This window comes from Acinetobacter lwoffii, assembly GCF_022809915.1.
GTDB classification, from domain to species: domain Bacteria; phylum Pseudomonadota; class Gammaproteobacteria; order Pseudomonadales; family Moraxellaceae; genus Acinetobacter; species Acinetobacter lwoffii_M.
Genome location: NZ_JALGQY010000006.1, coordinates 26,820 through 46,857 on the forward strand (window position 1 = coordinate 26,820; position 20,038 = coordinate 46,857).

General features: G+C 45.2%; 17 protein-coding genes. 10 read left to right on the forward strand and 7 right to left on the reverse strand.

Features of this window, described 5'->3' with window-relative positions:
• The first annotated feature begins 79 nt into the window (after positions 1–79).
• Complete coding sequence (locus MTX11_RS04485) at positions 80–322, forward strand: hypothetical protein (RefSeq protein ID WP_243474469.1); 243 nt, start codon at positions 80–82, stop codon at positions 320–322.
• Positions 323–422: 100 nt separating this feature from the next.
• Here MTX11_RS04485 and nadC read toward each other — a convergent pair whose 3' ends face one another.
• Entirely contained in the window at positions 423–1,268 is an 846-nt protein-coding gene (gene nadC, locus MTX11_RS04490) for a carboxylating nicotinate-nucleotide diphosphorylase (RefSeq protein ID WP_219307937.1), read from the reverse strand.
• A gap of 182 nt (positions 1,269–1,450) precedes the next feature.
• Here nadC and ampD point away from each other — a divergent pair, with 182 nt between their 5' ends.
• Positions 1,451–2,041 carry a 1,6-anhydro-N-acetylmuramyl-L-alanine amidase AmpD gene (gene ampD / locus MTX11_RS04495; protein WP_004729058.1) on the forward strand — a complete coding sequence of 197 codons (591 nt, stop codon included), beginning with the start codon at positions 1,451–1,453 and terminating at the stop codon, positions 2,039–2,041.
• 60 nt (positions 2,042–2,101) lie between these two features.
• The gene (gene murJ, locus MTX11_RS04500) at positions 2,102–3,652 is read left to right on the forward strand and encodes a murein biosynthesis integral membrane protein MurJ (RefSeq protein ID WP_243474470.1); all 1,551 of its coding nucleotides are present in this window, start codon (positions 2,102–2,104) and stop codon (positions 3,650–3,652) included.
• A gap of 125 nt (positions 3,653–3,777) precedes the next feature.
• Here murJ and MTX11_RS04505 read toward each other — a convergent pair whose 3' ends face one another.
• Positions 3,778–3,936, reverse strand: a complete 159-nt coding sequence (locus MTX11_RS04505; protein WP_004647174.1) for a DUF1328 domain-containing protein — start codon at positions 3,934–3,936, stop codon at positions 3,778–3,780.
• Between the two features lie 192 nt (positions 3,937–4,128).
• Between MTX11_RS04505 and MTX11_RS04510 the strand changes: the two genes are divergently transcribed.
• A complete protein-coding gene (locus MTX11_RS04510) occupies positions 4,129–4,581 on the forward strand; it encodes a YcgN family cysteine cluster protein (RefSeq protein ID WP_180087179.1) in 453 nt (150 codons plus the stop codon).
• A 19-nt stretch (positions 4,582–4,600) separates the two neighbouring features.
• On the opposite strand, the gene MTX11_RS04515 is transcribed toward MTX11_RS04510, so the two are convergent.
• On the reverse strand, positions 4,601–6,739 hold the full coding sequence (locus tag MTX11_RS04515; RefSeq protein ID WP_243474471.1) for a putative bifunctional diguanylate cyclase/phosphodiesterase: 2,139 nt from the start codon (positions 6,737–6,739) through the stop codon (positions 4,601–4,603).
• Positions 6,740–7,002: 263 nt separating this feature from the next.
• Here MTX11_RS04515 and MTX11_RS04520 point away from each other — a divergent pair, with 263 nt between their 5' ends.
• A complete protein-coding gene (locus MTX11_RS04520) occupies positions 7,003–8,277 on the forward strand; it encodes a replication-associated recombination protein A (protein WP_243474472.1) in 1,275 nt (424 codons plus the stop codon).
• Between the two features lie 303 nt (positions 8,278–8,580).
• Here the strand turns inward: MTX11_RS04520 and purC are convergent, their stop codons facing one another.
• The 3 genes from purC to dapA are packed head-to-tail and all read right to left on the reverse strand — an operon-like array spanning position 8,581 to position 10,856.
• Positions 8,581–9,300 (reverse strand): phosphoribosylaminoimidazolesuccinocarboxamide synthase, encoded by a 720-nt coding sequence (gene purC, locus MTX11_RS04525; protein WP_005245619.1) that lies wholly within the window; start codon positions 9,298–9,300, stop codon positions 8,581–8,583.
• A 36-nt stretch (positions 9,301–9,336) separates the two neighbouring features.
• Positions 9,337–9,942 (reverse strand): lipoprotein-34 precursor (NlpB), encoded by a 606-nt coding sequence (locus tag MTX11_RS04530; protein ID WP_114540910.1) that lies wholly within the window; start codon positions 9,940–9,942, stop codon positions 9,337–9,339.
• 14 nt (positions 9,943–9,956) lie between these two features.
• Positions 9,957–10,856: a 4-hydroxy-tetrahydrodipicolinate synthase gene (gene dapA, locus MTX11_RS04535; protein ID WP_004281249.1), complete on the reverse strand. Its 900-nt coding sequence runs from the start codon at positions 10,854–10,856 to the stop codon at positions 9,957–9,959.
• A gap of 724 nt (positions 10,857–11,580) precedes the next feature.
• Between dapA and mhpT the strand changes: the two genes are divergently transcribed.
• The 4 genes from mhpT (at position 11,581) to ppk1 (ending at position 17,041) form a co-directional block, all read left to right on the forward strand.
• Positions 11,581–12,786 carry a 3-(3-hydroxy-phenyl)propionate transporter MhpT gene (mhpT, locus tag MTX11_RS04540; protein WP_243474473.1) on the forward strand — a complete coding sequence of 402 codons (1,206 nt, stop codon included), beginning with the start codon at positions 11,581–11,583 and terminating at the stop codon, positions 12,784–12,786.
• Between the two features lie 309 nt (positions 12,787–13,095).
• Positions 13,096–13,725, forward strand: coding sequence for a bifunctional nicotinamidase/pyrazinamidase (pncA, locus tag MTX11_RS04545; RefSeq protein WP_005105311.1), 630 nt, complete (start codon positions 13,096–13,098; stop codon positions 13,723–13,725).
• A gap of 125 nt (positions 13,726–13,850) precedes the next feature.
• On the forward strand, positions 13,851–14,798 hold the full coding sequence (locus MTX11_RS04550; RefSeq protein WP_184413457.1) for a bile acid:sodium symporter family protein: 948 nt from the start codon (positions 13,851–13,853) through the stop codon (positions 14,796–14,798).
• A gap of 179 nt (positions 14,799–14,977) precedes the next feature.
• Positions 14,978–17,041 carry a polyphosphate kinase 1 gene (gene ppk1, locus MTX11_RS04555; protein ID WP_243474474.1) on the forward strand — a complete coding sequence of 688 codons (2,064 nt, stop codon included), beginning with the start codon at positions 14,978–14,980 and terminating at the stop codon, positions 17,039–17,041.
• 94 nt (positions 17,042–17,135) lie between these two features.
• Here ppk1 and MTX11_RS04560 read toward each other — a convergent pair whose 3' ends face one another.
• Entirely contained in the window at positions 17,136–18,389 is a 1,254-nt protein-coding gene (locus tag MTX11_RS04560; RefSeq protein WP_004729076.1) for a hypothetical protein, read from the reverse strand.
• A 77-nt stretch (positions 18,390–18,466) separates the two neighbouring features.
• Here MTX11_RS04560 and serB point away from each other — a divergent pair, with 77 nt between their 5' ends.
• Positions 18,467–19,687 carry a phosphoserine phosphatase SerB gene (gene serB / locus MTX11_RS04565; RefSeq protein WP_005108185.1) on the forward strand — a complete coding sequence of 407 codons (1,221 nt, stop codon included), beginning with the start codon at positions 18,467–18,469 and terminating at the stop codon, positions 19,685–19,687.
• Positions 19,688–20,038 lie beyond the last annotated feature (351 nt).

Here is a 20,038-nt window from a genome sequence, read left to right on the forward strand (position 1 = left end):
TTTGCAACTGTATTCAAAAACTGCATCACAAAGCTTCATCACAAAAATCCGACATGAATCGGCTATATCTGAACCGGTTTTGCATCGATATTGGATCAGGCGAGATCACAATGAGGAATACGGCATGAAACAGTGGCTTTGTGCAATTTCATTGCTGGGCGTGTTTGGATTAACTGCCTGTGACTGGGGTAATAATCGTGAAGATGACGAGCGTTCAGTATTAAATCAGGATCGTGATGAGGATAACGGAAGATATAACGACCGTGATGGTGACGATGATGAGCGCGATCGTCGAGGTAATCGGGACGACGACGATGATTAAGGTCTAAAATAGAAAATTGAGCAAAATATGCGCAAAAAAAATTTCTAAAAATAAAAAAAGGGTGCTTCGCACCCTCTACGGTCATCTATCCCATTTAGGCTTAAGCATTGAAACGCATCGACAGATCAATGGCTTTGACATCTTTAGTCAGCACACCCATGGAAATATAATCTACGCCGGTACTGGCTACTTCACGTAAATTATCAATGGTGATATTACCTGAGGCTTCCAGTTTGCAGCGACCAGCTACATGTTGCACTGCGTCGATCATCTGCTGCTGACTGAAATTATCCAGCATCACGATATCGGCATGGGATTCGAGTGCCTGATTCAGCTCATCCCAGGTTTCCACTTCAACTTCAACAGGCTTACCCGGTGCAATTTGATGTGCCTTGGCAATCGCCTGCGCAATGCCACCCGCTGCCATAATATGATTTTCTTTAATCAAGAAGGCATCAAACAGGCCCAGACGATGGTTCTGACCACCGCCAATCGCCACGGCATATTTTTGTGCAATACGCAGACCCGGAAGTGTTTTACGGGTATCGAGCAGTTTGGTGTTTAAACCTTGCAGTTCTTTGACATAGTGGGCGGTTTTAGTCGCAACCGCAGACAGGGTTTGGACAAAGTTTAGCGCAGGACGTTCCACGGTGAGTAAGCTGCGCGCAGATCCGGCCAGTTTTAAAAATGCTTGATTGGCTTGAACATGATCGCCATCATTTTTCAGCCAGATCACTTCAATACTTGGATCATAGGCCTGAATCAAGGCATTTACCCAAGGCTGGCCGGCCAAAACCATGTCTTCACGGCTAATGATAGTGGCAGTGGCCTGTTCATCTTCAGGAGTCAGCAGGGCGGTAATATCGCCTTCACCGATATCTTCTGAAAGTGCTTGTTGAATATTGATCTGAATGGACTGGTCTAGCAAAGCTTGAGATATGCGCATGAGTATTTCCGTATCTTTTTTAAGCCGTGAAAATTGCGCCTTATCTTAGCACCGTTACATAAAAGATGAGCGATTTTTCATCCAGTTTGCTGGGATGAATTGAGATTTCTCCTTGAAAGTTTTAGCATGAAGCCGGCTGCAATGCTGATCTTGCAGATTTTATTTTTGGGGAGAACGGTTTTATGCAACAGGCAGCTGAGTTTCAGGTCAAGGACGGGCAACTAATCGGTGCACGTCAAATCCCGTCTCCCAATTTTAATCAGCGGCCAGAACAGACCGAGATTCAATTGCTGGTGATTCACAATATCAGCCTGCCACCTTCACAGTTTGGCGGTGGTTATATTGAACAGTTTTTTCAGAATCAGCTGGACTGGTCCGTACATCCTTATTTTCAAACCATTGAAGGGATGCAGGTGTCGACCCATCTGCTAATTTTAAGAACGGGAGAAGTACTGCAATTTGTTAATTTCAATGACCGTGCCTGGCATGCCGGCCGCTCGAGCTATTTGGGCAAAAAAGAATGTAATGATTATTCGATCGGGATCGAACTGGAAGGCAGTGATGACTTGCCTTTTGCAGCTGAACAATATCAGGCCTTGGTAAAAGTCACGGCCTGTCTGCAACAGCATTATTCCAAGATTCAGCAGCATATTGCCGGACATTCGGATATTGCACCGGGCCGCAAGACCGATCCGGGACCATATTTTAACTGGGCTGATTTTCGTGCACAGTTACAGCATTATAAAAACACCTCAAGCTCGCTTGAGCGATGAAATTAAGCAATGAACTTCTGACAAAAGTTTCATTACAATAGCCACAAATTTATACATTAGGTGAATAGGATGGCGCTTTGGCGTTCGACCGTCATTGTCAGTGCGATGACCATGTTGTCACGCGTACTGGGATTGGTTCGAGATATTGTTTTACTGAATGTCTTTGGTGCTGGTAAAGACTTCGATACCTTCGTAGTCGCATTTCGTATTCCAAACTTTTTCAGGCGTTTATTTGCCGAAGGCGCATTTTCACAGGCGTTTATTCCGGTACTGACCGAATATAAGACCAGTCGCACGCATACTGAAGTCCAGATCCTGATCAGCCGGGTATTTGGCTGTCTGGCCACGGTCATGACCACGTTGACCATGGTCGCGATCATTGCTGCGCCATTGATCATGTATATCTATGCGCCCGGTTTTCATAGCGATCCTGAAAAATTCGCTCTGGCGACCGACATGTTCCGCCTGACCATTCCTTATTTGTTGTTCATGTCACTGACGGCTTTTGCCAGCAGTATTCTGAACAGTTATGGCTCTTTTAGTACCCCAGCTTTTGCACCAGTCTTGCTGAATGCGGCGATGATTGCCGGAGCGCTCTGGCTTACGCCGTATATGGCCGAGCCGATTATGGCGCTGGGCTGGGCAGTGATCATTGCCGGTATTTTACAGCTGGCGATCCAGATTCCTGAATTGTGGCGTAAAAACCTGCTGATTCCACCGAAAATTGATTTCAAGCATGAAGGCGTAGATCGCATCATGAAGTTGATGCTACCGGCATTATTTGGTGTATCTGTCACGCAAATTAATCTATTGTTAAATACCATTTGGGCTTCATTCATGCAGGATGGTTCGGTGTCCTGGCTGTACAGTGCCGAGCGTATGACCGAATTGCCGCTGGGTCTGATCGGTGTTGCAATTGGTACCGTGATTTTGCCGTCCTTATCGGCACGGCATACTGAGCAAAATCCGGAAAAATTCCGTGGCATGATGGACTGGGCAGCCAAAGTTATTGTGATGGCAGGCCTACCCGCCAGTATTGCACTGTTTATGCTGTCGACCCCGATCATTCAGGCCCTGTTTGAACGTGGCCAGTTCACCTTTGAAGATACCCAGATGACGGCTTTGGCGCTGCAATGTATGAGCGGTGGTGTGATTGCCTTTATGTTGATTAAAGTCTTTGCTCCCGGTTTTTATGCAAAGCAGGATACCAGAACCCCGGTGCGTGTCGGTTTGATGGCTGTGGCGGCCAATGCGATTCTGAACGTGATCTTTATCGGCTTGTTCAAGCTGATTGACTGGGAAGCAGAGCATATGGCGCTTGCACTGGCATCGACGGGTTCAGCGATGGTCAATGCCGGTTTGCTTTATTATTATCTGCATAAGCGTGATATTTTCCGTTTTGGTTCGCACTGGAAAAAAATCTTCCTGCAATTCATGTTTGCCAATGTGGTGATGATTGCGGCTCTGGCCTATGCCCTGAGTTGGTATAACGCAGATGTATCACAATGGATGCGTGTGGTAGAAGTATTGATCTTATGTGTTGTCGGTGTGGTAGCGTATGTTGCAGCCTTGCTGGTGGCAGGTTTTAGACCACGTCATTTAAAGCCTTAAGTTCATCTTAAAAGAAGTATTTTTGATCAAAACAGATCATTAAAATACCCATAAAAAAACAAGAGCCAGAAGGCTCTTGTTTTTTTTGAAAGCTAACACTTGCTTTGAAAAGGTCTAGCGTAAATCTAGACCTTGCCGCGCGAAAGAAAACCAACGATCGCAAGAATCACCGCAATTACCAACAAGATAATCGCAAAATCCTTAGACAAGCCTGCGACGCCACCGAAACCAAGTAGACTCGCAATTAATGCAATAACAGCAAAAATAATAGCCCAGCGAAACATATATATTCTCCATGTGTTTTTATTTTCAAATTTAGTATAGAAATAAACGATTCCAGCAACTGTTAGTGTTGTGTTGATGAACTGTCTCTGATTTAACAATAGTTTACGTGATAACAATAAAAATTTGAGACAGTAGGTCTGCAGGGTTCTGGCTGTTATAATCAGCTGATTTTTGAATATTCCGGCCCGATCATGAGCGATACTTTACGTCCCGAATTCTGGAAAAACTATTCACTTGCTGAACTGACGCAAGTCGAGTGGGAGGCCTTATGTGATGGTTGTGGGTTGTGTTGTCTGATTAAACTGGAAGATGAAGATACTCAGGAAGTCGCCTATACCAAAGTGGCCTGCAAACTGCTGGATTGTAGCACTGCACGTTGCTCCAATTATCCAGATCGCTTGCAGTATGTGCCTGACTGTATTCAGCTCACGCCAGAGAAGCTGGAAACGATTCACTGGTTGCCTTCGAGTTGTGCCTATCGCCGGGTAGAGCAGGGCAAAAGCCTGCCATCCTGGCATTATCTGATTAGCGGTTCACGAGAAAGCGTGATTCAGGCACGCAAGTCGGCAGCAGGGCGCTGCCTGAGTGAAGCCGATATTCATGAAGATGACATCGAAGACTATATCGTACGCTGGGTGCGTTAAATCTGCCTGAGTGATTCGTTTATTGATCTGCTGGATGGAGTAGGGCCTGGGCCGAAGCACCGGCCATCGGACGATAGAAATAAAATCCCTGTCCAATCTGACAGTCACAATGGATCAGGGTGTCCAGCTGTTCTGTATTCTCGATCCCTTCCACTAGAATATCCAGTGCAATACTAGAGCCAATCTGGGTAATGGCTTTGACAATGGCCAAGGCGGACGGGTCACTGTTCATGCGTTCTACAAAGTTGCGGTCAATCTTGATGCAATCGACCGGATAGTCCTGCAAGCGGGTCAGCGAAGAATGTCCAGTGCCAAAGTCATCTAGTGAAATCTGGATTCCGGCCTGTTTCAGCAGGTTCAGGGCGCGAACCACATAATTAGCACCATGTTCGGATAGGCTCTGCTCGGTAATTTCTAGTTCAACTTTATGTGCGGGAATATCAAAGTTGGACAGGCGTGCCAACAGTTTTTCGGCATAGTCATCGCGCAGGAATTCGACCGGTGCAGCATTGATGGAAATCGGTAACAGATCCAGACCTTGCGCCTGCCAGCGACTCATATCTGCAAAGACTTTCAGTTGCATGGTCTCACTGATGCGTGAGGCCAGCTCATAGTCCTGAAAGGCAGCAAAAATTTCGGAAGGTAACTGAATGTTCTGATTCTGATCTTGCCAGCGTAATAGTGCTTCGAAACCAATCACTGCACCATCAGAAAGACGTACTTTAGGTTGGTAATAGGGAATGATCTGATCGGCGAGAATAATTTTGCGTGCCAGAGTCAGCTGCTTGGTCATATTTTCCAGTGAACCGCACATTTCCTGATTGAACATGCGGATGCCACCACGACCACTATTTTTCAGGTCGTTTAAGGCGATATCAGCACATTTCAGCAAATTAGAAGTATTTAAGGCATCACGTGGATAGATGGCACAGCCAATACTCATGGCACTGCTGATGCTATTGCCGACATAATTGATGGGCTGATCCAGCTGGGCATAGGCCATTTGCGCCGTTGCCAGCAGCTGTTCTTCACTTTCCAGATTTTTCACCAGCACAGCAAATTCATCGCCACCCAAACGGGCGATGATGGTATTCGGACCGAAACAGGTCTGGAAGCGTTTGCCTAAGACATGTAGCAGATGATCACCAGCAATATGGCCCAAGGTATCATTGATATGCCGGAAATAATCCAGATCAATCAGCAGTAAACCCGCCATGGTCTGCTGTTGTTTGGCCTTTAACAGTACCTGTTTAAAGGTTTTATAGAAGGTACTGCGATTATACAGGCCAGTCAGTTCATCACGTTTAATTACTTCTTTTAACCGCGTTTCTGCAATTTTTTGCTGACTGATATTGCGTGATACACAGAGGATATTTTGGGTAATATTCTGCTGATCCAGAATCGGGGTCAGCAGATGATCCCAATATTGGCTCGGTTGATCTTTGATCTGGATTTTGCTGGAGAAACGGCTGTTTAAGCCTTGGGCTGCCTGTTTCAGAGCACGTTGCCCGGATTTTCGGGCTTCAGGGGTTAAGCGATTTAACCAGCACAATGAACGGTCTTGATTTTGTCCTGCGGTCTCACTTACTTGTGCCAGACAGCCAGACTGGTTGCTATGTCGAATCTCGCCTTCAGGGCTGATAATGTTAATGCAGTCTGCGCTGGCATCCAGCATGTTTTCCTGGGTTGAAACAATCTGAGAAAGTTGCTGCTGGATTTCAAAATAATCATGCACATCGGTCAGGGAAACGGCCCATTGCAGCAAATGTTCAGGTTCATGATGAAATTTTACGGCTAGGGTACACATGCGATAATGGCTATCACTGCGTTTAATCCGGCACTGGGTTTCAAAATTCTGATGCTGATCCAGCGCAGCATGCCACTGCGCTAAAAATAGCTGCAAGTCCTCGGCATGGATAAAACTCTGCCATTGTGGATGACCCTGTTCATTCAGGTTCACGCCAAGATAATCAGTCAAGGCATCGTTAAAATATTGCAGATGTTTTTTGTTGCTGACCCACAAGGGTTGCGGTAAGGCATCGATCAGATTTTTTAATAAAACCGATTCAGACAAGTGAACGTGGGGTGCAATCAGTGATGATGACGTCAGTGGCTTAGACCGACTCACAGCTCCATGTTCAAATTTATCATGCTTCATGCATTCACCACTACAACCCCAAAGTGCCCAAGGGGCGAGATAAGTTTCTTTTAATTAGAATAAACAATATGAAAATTACACTGTAATTAATTCACAATTAATCATGTTCAAATTATTCGCTTTTATAGAGATTAATTCATTCAGAATTAAAAAAATAGAGGATATCTCCATAAATTAATTTTTTATGCTTGATGTTTGCATTCTTGGAATCAAAACTGCTGGTGTTAGAATGAGATCAGAATTTAGTTTGAGCCAATAATAACATGTCAGATAGTCATATCCCGCTTCCAGAACGCTTACGGCCACGCGACCTTACACAGATTATCGGGCAGGAACATTTGCTGAGTGAGCAGGCGCCCTTACGCCAGATGATTGATCAGGGGCATCTACCTTCGATCATTTTCTGGGGACCTCCCGGAGTCGGAAAAACCACCATTGCCTTACTGCTGGCTCAAGCGGTAGACCGACCTTTTATCAGCCTGTCTGCACTGAATACCGGCGTGAAAGAGCTGCGTGAAATCATTGCAGAAGGTGGCGATTTGCTGACGCCAGTGGTGTTTATTGACGAAATTCATCGCTTTAATAAATCCCAGCAGGATGCTTTATTAAATGCGGTCGAGAAAGGGAAAATTACCTTAATTGGTGCTACCACGGAAAACCCGTCTTTTGAAGTGAATAGTGCCTTATTGTCACGTTGTCAGGTATATAGCCTGAATGCATTGAATGCTGAATCGATTCAGACTCTGCTGACGCAAGCCTTGCAAAATGACTCTTTCTTGCAGGAAAGACATATCCTGATTGAAGAATTTGATGCCCTGATCCAGTTCGCAGCAGGAGATGCTCGCAAGGCACTGAATTTACTGGATCTGATTGCCAGTACCTTTGAAGCGGATATGGAAAATATCATCACCAATGCGGTGGTGGTCAAAGTCGCACAGCAGAATATTGCCCGTTATGACAAGTCCGGTGAACAGCACTATGATCTGGTCTCGGCCTTTATTAAATCAATTCGTGGCAGTGATCCGGATGCAGCCTTGTACTGGATGGCTCGCATGCTCAAAGGCGGCGAAGATCCGGTGTTTATTGCACGGCGTATGCTGATTGCCGCATCTGAAGATATCGGTAATTCCAACCCGAATGCCTTGTTGCTGGCCGGTGAATGTTTCCGTTCGGTACAAGCTGTAGGCATGCCGGAATGCAGGATTATTTTGGGACAATGTGCGGTTTATCTGGCGACCAGTGCCAAAAGTAACAGTACCTATCTGGCGATTAACAAGGCGATGGAACTCGCAGACAAAACTTCAAATCTGCCAGTGCCTTTGCACTTAAGGAATGCACCGACCAAACTGATGAAAGAGCAGGGCTATGGCGTGGATTATCTGTATCCGCATAACTATCCTGAGCATTTTGTGCTACAAGAATATATGCCGCCAGAACTGAAAGATACCAAACTGTATGAATCAGCACGTAATAAACGTGAAGTTGAAGGGGAGCGTTTACAGCAACGCCGTTGGCAACAGCAACAACAGCAGCAATAAAGCTGGGTATCTCAACCGATTGAACAAAGAAAAAAAAGCCCAATTCAAGGCGAATTGGGCTGAAAGTAGGATGTTTTTTTGAGGGAGATAACATCCTAGAGGGTAGAGGAGAAATCTGGTCGGCAAATATGGAGTGAAGTGCATCGACTCACTGATTTGCTTGGTATGAGATAATATTAATGCATGTGGTTTTTGATGTAAAAACGATCATTTTAATAATAAAAATTTATTTTTCCGATTAAAAGCCGAAAATAAAAAACCGAGCTAAAAAGCTCGGTTTTTTCGAATCTGCGCATTTACAGATTAGATGTTGTCCAGGTCGATACCTAAACGGCCAGCCACTTCTTCATAGGCTTCAACCACGCCGCCTAAACCTTGACGGAAACGGTCTTTATCCAGTTTTTTCTTGGTGTCTTTGTCCCATAGACGGCAACCGTCTGGAGAGAATTCATCACCCAGTACGATACGGTCGTGGAACACGCCGAATTCAAGTTTAAAATCGACCAGAATCATGTTACCTGCGTCAAACAATGCTTTAAGCACGTCATTCACTTGGTAAGTCAATTCTTTCATTTTCGCCAATTGTTCAGCAGTCGCCCAACCTAAAGCAATGGCTTGTGACTCATTGACCATTGGATCACCAAGCGCATCATCTTTAAAGAACAATTCAAATGTTGGAGGAGTCAGTTCCTTGCCTTCTTCCACACCCAGGCGGCGGCATAAAGAACCTGCTGCATAGTTACGAATCACACATTCAACCGGGATCATATCCAGTTTTTTCACCAGCACTTCATTTGGAGTCAGTAGCTTTTCAAAGTGGGTCTCAATTCCCGCTTCTGCCAGTTTTTCCATGATGAAGGCGTTAAAACGGTTGTTCACCTTGCCTTTACGATCTAGTTGCTCAATTTTTTCGCCATTGAATGCTGAGGCATCATCGCGAAAGACTAAAATCAGATGGTCTGAACTGTCTGTGGTGTAGACAGATTTCGCTTTACCAGTATAGAGCAAGGTTTGTTTTAACATGAGGGAACCTTTTACAAAAAAAATGCCTAGAAATGTCTAGGCTGGCCAATTTTGGTAAATCTGGTTGAGCAGTTCTGCGGCTTTTTCACGGTCGGCAAAACTGTTATCGGCATTGAACACAGCGAGGTTATTACTTGAACCGACAGAAGATAATCTTAATACATAGGTTTGCTGGTCGACCTTAATCGTGACTTCATAACGATTTTTGCTCTGCGCAACGATGCTATGATTCAGACTGCTGAGGGTGGCAAGTGTATATTGCCAAATTGTAGCAGAATTTCCCTCAATTTTAAGCAGCGGATTAAGATTTCCGTCAGTGACCAACTGTGGTTGACCCACCGTATTGGTTTCGGTTAGATCAGCTGTATTTGAGTTTTCAGTCTGGGTTTGTGGGCGTGGCAAGGCAAAACGGTTGCCACGCTGGTTTTCAAGCTTCGGTGCATGTTCAATTGCAAGCGGATCAACTGTTGGAGCAGGATACAATGGCGTTGCAGGACGAACCATGGCGCCTTCAGGATATTGTAAAGCTTCCAGGGTAGTAGTCTCTTTATAGTCTAAAGTGCCGTTATTAAAGGCCATTGAACTACAACCTGCCAAACTGAATACTGAAAGTGTAAGGCTAAGTCCTAAACGTAATTGCATAATCTTGTGCTCTTTTATTTAATAACGCCCGCTTCTACCAGTGCTTCATGAAGCGGAGCGCGATATTGTTCTGCAAGTGGTGTTAATGGAAGGCGAATACCTGTACCAATTAAGCCCATGTCATGGAGTGCCCATTTCACAGGAATTGGGTTCGATTCGCAAAATAAAATATTGTGTAAATTTGCAACCTGAGCATTTAGCTGTTCAGCTGTGGCTGCATCACCAGCAATGGCAGCGGCACACACTTCGCTCATGGCTTTCGGAGCCACGTTTGCCGTGACCGAGATATTACCTTTGGCGCCATGTCCGATCAGTTGATATGCAGTCGCATCATCACCCGAATAAACAGTCATATCTTTGCCTACAAGGCCTTGTAGCAATTCAGCACCGCGCGGTACATCGCCAGTCGCATCTTTAATACCGATAATTTGTGGAATATCCGCCAGACGAATCACGGTTTCATTGGCCATATCCACACCGGTACGGCCTGGAACATTATAAAGAATCTGTGGCAGGTCAACCGCTTCAGCAATGGCTTTATAATGCTGGTATAAGCCTTCCTGAGTCGGTTTATTATAATACGGCGTCACCAGTAAAGCGGCATCTGCCCCTAGCTCTTTGGCTTCGCGAGTCAGTTCGATCGCTTCACGGGTCGAGTTTGCACCTGTACCAGCAATAATAGGAATACGTTTGTTGGCCACACGAATGATTTCTTTGATCACCTGGGTGTGTTCACTCATGCTGAGAGTAGAGGCTTCGCCTGTCGTTCCAACAGCAACAATACTGTTGGTGCCCTCTGCAATATGCCATTCAACCAGCTTCTCGAGACCCTTCCAATCTACGCTGCCATCTTCAAACATAGGGGTGACGATTGCGACTATGGAACCTTGAATGGTCTGTGCTTGCTGAGTCATTTTAAAAAACTATCCTATTTGTCCATCCGAAAGGAATGAGAAAACATAAATTGGGATGGATTTGTATTTTGATTTATAGCAAATTCAATAGATTTGCATTGAATTGAATATTGCTTATGCAAATTATGACTGATCAAACGCATAAGAACAATATGCTTTAGTAAAAGCTACTGAATTCTTTATACAAAGCCTTTTGGAAACAATCAAGTAATAAATAAGATGATTTATAAAGCAAAATCCTGAGACCAAAGTTATGTCTCCAGTCTAGACAATGGAGGAGATTACCCCAAATGAACCCAATAATGATAAGGCTTGTGCAAAAAGATCAGCTGAAAACTGCCATTTTTATGCCTTTTAATTTTGGATTAATAGTTATATTGGATAAATTGAGACCTCGTACATCTTGATCGCACTCTCGCACCAAAACAAATAAAGCCAAAAACGACTAAGACTAATCTTTTTTAAATATCAATAAATTGAGAATTTTTTTTCTTATCGGTTAATTTTTTAACTTGATGTATAAGCCTTAAAGTCTAAGTCTTGAACTTTATGGTGTTCTGATTAAGTGTTTTTGCGACTTTATCTGGTCTTATCCTATTTTTATCTGCCTCTACTCCTTTGGGAATATCTAAGCAAAACGTTCAACTTATTGATAGTTATTTCTGCAATCAGGCTCATAGATGATGGCTGTCTTTTGTAACGCTGATTGAACAAGGATAATCCAATGGAAAAATCAGACAATAAGCATGCTATCGTCACGGTCGCGATCTGTTTTCTGATTGCGGTGATTGAAGGCTTAGATATTCAGGCAGCCGGAATTGCTGCTGCAGGTATTCGTGAGCATTTTGGTCTCGATAGTTCCCAGTTGGGTGTGTTTTTTAGTGCAGGGATTCTGGGTTTATTACCGGGTGCACTGGTTGGTGGTCGATTTGCAGATCGCATTGGCCGTAAGAAAGTCTTGATCTGGTCGACAGCAATATTTGCTGTATTTACCTTATGTACGGTTTGGGTCAATAGCTTTAACAGCTTGCTGGCAGTGCGTTTCCTGGCTGGAGCAGGTCTGGGCGGCGCAATGCCGATTCTGATCACACTCGCCTCTGAAGCTGTGTCTCCACAAAATCGTGGTCGTGCAGTGGGCTTGATGTACTGTGGCATGCCAGTTGGTGCAGCAATTTTATCTTTAATTGCGGCGACTGAATTTGGCGCCAACTGGAAAAATGTTTTCTATCTCGGTGGCCTGTTACCGATTTTTGCCATTCCGCTGATGATGCTATTTTTGCCTGAATCGAAGGAATACCTGAAAGCACAGAATAAAACGGCTGCAGAGCTTGCTGTTGCACCGCAGGGTTTATTCAAGGACCTGTTTAATTCGGACAACCTGTTACGTACGCTATGTATCTGGGTGAGCTACTTCTTTACCTTGATGGTGGTTTACATCATGTTGAGCTGGTTGCCATCATTGTTTATGGAACTTGGCTTTACCCGTAAAGATGGTTCAACTGCACAATTCTACTTCATGGTTACAGCGACGATTGGTACGATTATTTTGGGTATGCTGACCGACCGCTGGAAGAAAGCCTATGTGATCCTGTTGATGTACGGCGGTATTCTGGCAGGTCTACTGGCGCTGAATGGTGCAAGCTCGCTGAACCAGATGTATATGGCAGCAGCATTGGCCGGTGCCTTCGTGATTGGCTGTCAGGGTGTACTGTATGCCTTCGGTAGTATCGTTTATCCGACAGAAGTGCGTGGTACTGGTGTTGGTGTTGCATCTGCAGTTGGCCGTATCGGTGCCATGCTGGGGCCAGTCATTGCCGGTCAGTTATTGACAGCAGGTTTCGGTGCTGCGGGGGTCATTACTGCTGCGATCCCATGTATCATCATCTCTGCATTATGTATGCTGTTCCTGGTGAACCGCACTAAAGTGTAAGGTTCAACGATTTAAAAAAGCCTGCTCTTGCAGGCTTTTTTATTTTCAGAATTTAAGAATTAAATACACTGTTTTATTATTAAAAAGACTCATCACTTTATCTTAAAACTTATTTTTTTTTGCAGAGATCTAGCTTGATACAAGCCCGGAACTCATCTCATATTTGTCAAAAACAATGAATCTATTGATCTGCTCATATACACATGCCGAGAATACACAGTCATGCCATTTTTAACCGTAGAGCTAAAAATCCTGAGGTATTTTGCGCTATGCTTGGGCATAAATCGAGATTTCAATGGATGAAAACAGATGCAGAATAATGTTGCTTTACTGGTCGTAGACGTACAAAGAGGATTTACCCCGGGAGGCAATCTGGCTGTAGCCAATGCTGACCAGATTATTCCAAATATTAATCTATTGGGGCAGCATTTTAAGCATATTATCCTGACCCAAGACTGGCATCCGGACAACCATATTTCTTTTGCAGACAACCACCCCGGCAAAGTAGCCTATGACAGCATTCAGCTGGATTATGGCACTCAGGTCTTATGGCCAAAGCATTGTGTGCAAGGGACACGCGATGCCGAACTGCATCCGGATTTAAATTTACCGCAAGCACAACTCATCATTCGCAAGGGTTTTCATTCCCAGATCGACAGTTACTCGGCCTTTATGGAAGCTGACCAGAAAACCCCGACGGGTCTTGCCGGCTATCTGCGTGAACGTGGGATTGATACCGTATTTGTGGTCGGGATTGCTACGGACTTTTGTGTGGCCTGGACTGCAATCGATGCCTGCAAACTGGGCTTTAAAACCTATGTGATTGCCGATGCCACCAAGGGCATTGACCTGAATGGTTCCTTGCAACATGCCTGGCAGGATATGCTGTCGCATGGCGTGAAACGTATCTATGTGAAAGATATTGTTCAAGCAGCTTAACACTGGATAGGGATAGAACTTAATATCCCTTTGATCTTATTTATATTTGAATATAAAAATTCAGGCATCAACGGGTGCCTGTTTTATCTTGCTTTTTCTCCCTTAATGTCACCTGGATGAAACCCATGTCAGCCTTGCTCCAGTTTAGCCAATTTGTCCAAAAAACCTTTGCTTTATGGGTGCTGCTTTTTTCCGGCATTGCCTTGATGATCCCTGAAGTTTTTGTCTGGTTACGGGCTTATATTCCGTGGATGTTGGGCATCATCATGTTCGGCATGGGCATGACCATGACCGTCGGAGATTTTAAAAGTGTCTTGCAAAGTCCGAAGGCAGTAGCGATTGGCGTCGTCGCCCAGTTTATGGTGATGCCGGGTTTGGCCTTTTTGCTGTGCAAGCTGTTCCAGCTGCCACCAGAGATTGCCATCGGGGTAATCTTGGTGGGTTGCTGTCCGGGCGGAACTGCATCCAATGTGATTACCTATATGGCCAAGGGCAATACTGCCTTGTCGGTCGCCTGTACCTCGGTTTCGACTTTACTGGCGCCCATTTTAACTCCGGCCATTTTCTATGTGTTGGCCAGTCAGTGGATTGAGATCAATGCCTGGTCGATGCTGGTGTCGATCTTACAGGTGGTGTTATTCCCGATTATTCTGGGCTTAATCGTACGGGCGCTACTCAAGCAAAAAGTCACGGCCTATATTCAGGTAATGCCGTTAATTTCTGTAATTGCGATTGTGGCAATTGTCGCGGCGATTATTGCCGGCAGCAAAACTCAGATTCTGGAGTCCGGTTTAATGATTTTAGGAATCGTGGCCTTACACAATGGTATGGGCTATTTACTGGGTTATTGGGCCAGTCGTATATTTCACTTGGCAGAAATAGACTGTCGTGCAGTATCCATTGAAGTCGGGATGCAGAATTCTGGTCTGGGTGTGGCTTTGGCGGCAACCCATTTTGCTGCATCTCCAATGACGGCTTTACCAAGCGCCATTTTCAGTCTATGGCATAATATTTCAGGGCCAGCTTTAGCCACTTATTGGGCGGCCAGACAAACTGAAAAAACAGACACCTAATTGCAGTTTGATGACAGCACACAACGAACCAGAGTATGATTTTTTTATAGTGTGAAAAAGTTAGAATATTAATTTATATGGATTTATCGAGCTTTGTAACATAAGTGTCATGAAGTCTGCCTAAGATCGCCCCTCAATGATGTGAAACAACAGACTGTAATCAGCAGCATTGAGAGGGCATGGAACAATTTCAGCATTCGTCAGCGACCTATTTTAATCGGGAACTTTCCTTATTTAAATTTCAGCGTCGTGTCTTGGCACAAGCACTCGATCCGAATTTACCGATTTTAGAGCGCTTAAACTTCCTGATTATTTTTTCCCGTAACCTGGATGAGTTTTTTGAAATCAGGATTGCCGGGCTGATGAAACAGCAAGACTTGAATGCGACTACCCGGACGCCTGATGCTGTACCCACCGAGCTGATTCTACAAGAACTGTCCCAGTCCATTCATGCCACAGTGAACAAACAGTATGAGGTGCTGAAGCATGCGATTTTGCCTGAACTTCAGGCACAGGGGATTCAGTTTCTTCAATACCAGGATCTTCTGGAAAAACACAAGGCCTGGATTGCAGCCTTTTTTGCCAAAGAAGTGCAACCGGTACTGACCCCGATCAGTCTGGATCCTTCACATCCTTTTCCACGTTTGGTCAATAAAAGTCTGAACTTTATTATCAGCTTGGAAGGTAAAGATGCCTTTGGCCGTGAAATCGAGATGGCGATTGTGCCAGCACCACGTTCCTTGCCATGCCTGATTAAAATTCCGGAAGACGTCACCGGAAACAATACCACCCAGATATTTCTGACTGCGATCATCCAGCAGCATATCAGTGATTTGTTTCCCGGCATGAAAGCGACCGGATGTTATGCCTTTCGGGTTACCCGCAATGCCGATCTGGTATTGTCGGAAGATGTTGACGATCTGGCAGTGGCCTTAAAAGACGAATTGTCATCGCGCCGCTTTGGTCGTGCAGTACGTCTGGAAATTGAAAATGACTCTCCACAGAACATCATCGACTATTTGCTAGATGAATTTGATCTGACGGAACAGGAACTGTACCGGATTGATGGACCGATCAATTTGTCCCGCCTGAGTACCAGCTTTGAGCGTCCGGAATTAAAGTATCCGCATTTTAGTCCGGTCATTCCGAAAATTTTCCGCAAACAGAAAAGTATTTTTGAAATTTTGAAGGCGCAGGATGTGCTGCTGCATCATCCTTTTGATTCATTCCAGCCGGTGATTACTTTGCTGCGAGAAGCGGCCAAGGATCCGGCGGTGCTGGCGATCAAGCAGACGCTGTACCGCAGTGGTCCGGATTCGGAAATTGTTCAGATGCTGGCAGAAGCCGCACGCAATGGCAAAGAAGTCACGGCCGTGATTGAACTGCGGGCGCGTTTCGATGAAGAATCCAATATTATGGTGGCCAATATCCTGCAAGAAGCCGGAGCGGTGGTAGTCTATGGCATCGTCGGTTATAAAACCCATGCCAAAATGATTCTGATTGTCCGGCGTGAAAACCAGGAATTACTGCGTTATGCACATTTGGGCACTGGAAACTATCATGCCGGTAATGCTCGCATGTACACCGATTATGGCCTGATGACCACACAGCCGGATATCTGTGAAGATGTGCACCGCATGTTCCAGGAACTGACCGGCATGGGGAAAATGGCCAAACTGAAAGCCTTGTTGCATGCGCCGTTTACCCTGCATAGCGAACTGCTGAAACTGATTGAACAGGAAAAGAAATTTGCCCTGGCTGGCAAAGCCGCGCAGATCATCATCAAGGTGAATGCGCTTACCGAACCGCAATTAATTGCTGCCCTGTATCAGGCTTCGCAGGCCGGGGTAAAAATTGACCTTATTGTGCGTTCAATCTGCTGTCTGATTCCACAAGTTACCGGTATGTCGGAAAATATTCGGGTACGTTCAATCGTAGGACGTTTCCTGGAACATACCCGGGTCTATTATTTTGAGCATGGCGGCGCCAAGAAACTGTATTGTGCCAGTGCCGACTGGATGGGGCGCAACCTGTTTTCCAGGGTTGAAACCTGTTTCCCGGTGCTGGATCCAGAGCTGAAAAAACGGATTTATAAAGATGGCCTGATCAGTTATTTAAAAGATTGTCAAAATGCATGGGAGTTAGATGCCGATGGTCAGTGGCATAAAGTCCCTTGTCAGTATCCGGCCCAGCCTTATAATGCCCAGCAATATCTGCTGGAACAAAAACAGTTAAAAATTTAAGAGATAGGCCAAGACACACTGGCGTATTTGTTTTGTACCCATAAAAAAGCCGGATGTTGGATCCGGCTTTTTTAATTAAAACATTCAAGGATATTTATGAGGCTTTGGACTGTTTGGATTTTAGAATTTCAGTTCTAAAAGTCTGTGCCAGCTCGGCGCTTTCAGCATCCATCCCATTCACCACAAAAGCGTGACGGGTCAGGACATTGGTTGGATTCGGCATGCTGACCAGCTGGAAGTGATCACTCACATCTTTCAGCAAGGTGTTCGGTACATGTAAGGCACTTTCTTTCGCGACCAGATGCTGAGTCAGGCGCTCAGCGGCCTGTACCGAGCTGAGCTGCATCTCCTCGACTTTAGAAGCAATCGCGCTGCGGGTTTGTAGCACAAAACGTTTTTCTTCACGATAGCGTTTATACAGGACTTCCGAAAGCAGCTGGAACACAGCACTGATCATGGTCAGGCAGGCCAGGGCATTCGGTTTGTCTGCCGCGATACTGATGGTGGCACCTTTTTCATCAAATTTATGTACGGTACAAATATCAGAACTATTTAACTTATAGCGTTGCACACAGAGTTCGGTGGCTTTATTCAGAAAAATCTGGCAAAGATTGAAATAAGGCACCGAAACGGTTTTATTCACGCTATCCAGTAACTGTTTTGGATCGTAGAACTGGATGTTTAAGCTCAGGCTATCGCTCTCCAGTACCGCCGGCTTATGTTCTTTTTCTTTGGCTTTGTTTTTCACTGCCTGTTGGGCTTGGGCAATCGCCAGTGCCGCATTATGCTTTTCCTGTTCCAATGCCTGGGTCAGGGTCTGAATCTCGAATTTCAGCCGCGATTCGTTATTGATGCGCGCCAGATATTCGGTGCGGCTTGGACGTGCCACAGCACGATAAGCGACCCAGAGCAGACCATGAATGATGAAAGAGAACAGAATCGCCAGCCATTGTGTCCGCAGAATTTCACCAATACTTGGTTCAATCAGAGTGATTTCAATCACACCGACTTTTTTCTCATTTTGCAGCGCATCACGGACAAAAACTTCACCCTCGCGGGTTTTGGTCAGTCCGCCAGTGGCTAAAACCTGAGCTTTCGCATCTAGAATCCGGATGGAAGCGACACTTGGATTGGTGGCATAACGATTTGCCAGCAACGCCAGAGAAACGCGGTTGGGTGGTTCAAGCTCAGACAGGCTGTCTGTCACCAGTTGACTGGTGATCAGCTGTCCCTGATTGGCACGGTTTTCATTCAGTTGGTGAGTGGTTGCCAATACCAGTAAAAAGGTATGCAGAGCAAAACTTACAATCAATAGGCTAGCAAATAGCCCTTGTCTAGGCGCATTCAACGTAAACTTCCAAGGCAATTCTGTTCAATTTCGATTATGATTCTAACAATAGTTGTAGCTCAGACCCGAGTCAATTCATGCGAGAAATCATTCTTATATCATTCTTAGGACCTGACCAGCCTAATCAATTTACACGATTAATGCAGGTTTTGTCCGCCCATTCCCTACAGATTTTAGATGTAGGGCAAGCGGTTATTCATAATCAGTTAACCTTAGGTATTGTTGTAGCCTCTGAAGACCAGACAGCGACAGCATTAGCCATGAAGGAGATCCTGATTCTAGCACATGATATCGGGTTAACTGTGCGCTTTAAACCGATCTCTGCGACTGAATATGATCAGTGGGTCAAAGAGGGTGGACGCACACGTTATATCGTAACGGCATTGGCCCCTGAATTAAATGCCTCTCATCTGCAAGCCGTGACCCAGATTGTCTCGGGTCAGGGCTTTAATATTGAAACCGTGACCCGTCTGTCTGGTCGCCCCGCTTTAGATGGCCAGAGCAGCGGGCCAAAACGTGCCTGTGTCCAGTTCGGTTTAAGTGGACAAATGCTAGATGCAGCTGCCATGCGTGAGGCCTGTTTGCGTTTATCCACTGAACTTAATGTCGATGTCGCGGTACAGGAAGATAATGCCTATCGCCGTAACCGCCGTCTGGTTTGCTTTGATATGGACTCGACCTTGATCGAGCAGGAAGTTATTGACGAACTGGCAATTGAAGCCGGCGTCGGTGAACAGGTCGCAGAAATTACCGAACGTGCCATGCAAGGCGAGCTGGATTTCCAGCAAAGCTTCCGTGCCCGTGTCGCTTTATTAAAAGGCATGGATGCATCGGTACTTCCGAAAATTGCCGAGCGCCTGACCATTACCGAAGGGGCTGAACGCCTGATTTCGACTTTAAAAGCATTGGGTTACCGTACCGCAATCCTTTCAGGTGGTTTTCAGTATTTTGCGGAATATCTGCAAACTAAACTGGATATTGATGAAGTGCATGCCAACGCGCTCGATGTGCAGGATGGGGTCGTTACCGGTGAAGTCAAAGGCCATATCGTCGATGGCGCACGCAAAGCCTTCTTGCTCGGTGAAATCGCCCAAGAAATGGGGATTTCCCTGGAACAAACCATCGCAGTCGGTGATGGCGCCAATGACTTGCCAATGTTATCCATTGCAGGACTCGGTGTGGCTTTCCGTGCCAAACCATTGGTACGCCAAAATGCCAATCAGGCGATTTCTAGCGTCGGTCTGGATGGGGTGCTGTATCTGCTCGGCGTACATGATAAAGACCTGAACCGTGCATAAGTACAGGCTTTGATTGATTTTAAATGCGACCTTTGGGTCGCGTTTTTTATTGCTTATGATGTGAGTGATATAAGGAATATCTGAAATATGGCTACAAAAACATCGATCATCTTAAACGGAAAAATAATTTTTTCACTTAAAAAAACTACTGATAATTTTGTAATGACACGCCAACATTGGCGCAGTCATTGATCCACAAAAATGTGAAAAGCAAAAAATGTAATGACAATATAATATCGCGACAAAGTATGTCGTTAGGCTGGATGACAGGACTTTTTTTATGCAAAAAACTCAGCATAATGCAGGCATAGAGATACAAATCAACAGATTCCACTTTATTGATTTAACGAA

Bases quoted from the DNA above. Each gene is read 5' to 3' on its own strand.
- nadC (WP_219307937.1), bottom strand. From the start codon at position 1,268: ATGCGCATATCTCAAGCTTTGCTAGACCAGTCCATTCAGATCAATATT.
- ampD (WP_004729058.1), top strand. From the start codon at position 1,451: ATGCAACAGGCAGCTGAGTTTCAGGTCAAGGACGGGCAACTAATCGGT.
- MTX11_RS04505 (WP_004647174.1), bottom strand. From the start codon at position 3,936: ATGTTTCGCTGGGCTATTATTTTTGCTGTTATTGCATTAATTGCGAGT.
- MTX11_RS04510 (WP_180087179.1), top strand. From the start codon at position 4,129: ATGAGCGATACTTTACGTCCCGAATTCTGGAAAAACTATTCACTTGCT.
- MTX11_RS04515 (WP_243474471.1), bottom strand. From the start codon at position 6,739: ATGAAGCATGATAAATTTGAACATGGAGCTGTGAGTCGGTCTAAGCCA.
- MTX11_RS04520 (WP_243474472.1), top strand. From the start codon at position 7,003: ATGTCAGATAGTCATATCCCGCTTCCAGAACGCTTACGGCCACGCGAC.
- purC (WP_005245619.1), bottom strand. From the start codon at position 9,300: ATGTTAAAACAAACCTTGCTCTATACTGGTAAAGCGAAATCTGTCTAC.
- MTX11_RS04530 (WP_114540910.1), bottom strand. From the start codon at position 9,942: ATGCAATTACGTTTAGGACTTAGCCTTACACTTTCAGTATTCAGTTTG.
- dapA (WP_004281249.1), bottom strand. From the start codon at position 10,856: ATGACTCAGCAAGCACAGACCATTCAAGGTTCCATAGTCGCAATCGTC.
- mhpT (WP_243474473.1), top strand. From the start codon at position 11,581: ATGGAAAAATCAGACAATAAGCATGCTATCGTCACGGTCGCGATCTGT.
- pncA (WP_005105311.1), top strand. From the start codon at position 13,096: ATGCAGAATAATGTTGCTTTACTGGTCGTAGACGTACAAAGAGGATTT.
- MTX11_RS04550 (WP_184413457.1), top strand. From the start codon at position 13,851: ATGTCAGCCTTGCTCCAGTTTAGCCAATTTGTCCAAAAAACCTTTGCT.
- ppk1 (WP_243474474.1), top strand. From the start codon at position 14,978: ATGGAACAATTTCAGCATTCGTCAGCGACCTATTTTAATCGGGAACTT.
- serB (WP_005108185.1), top strand. From the start codon at position 18,467: ATGCGAGAAATCATTCTTATATCATTCTTAGGACCTGACCAGCCTAAT.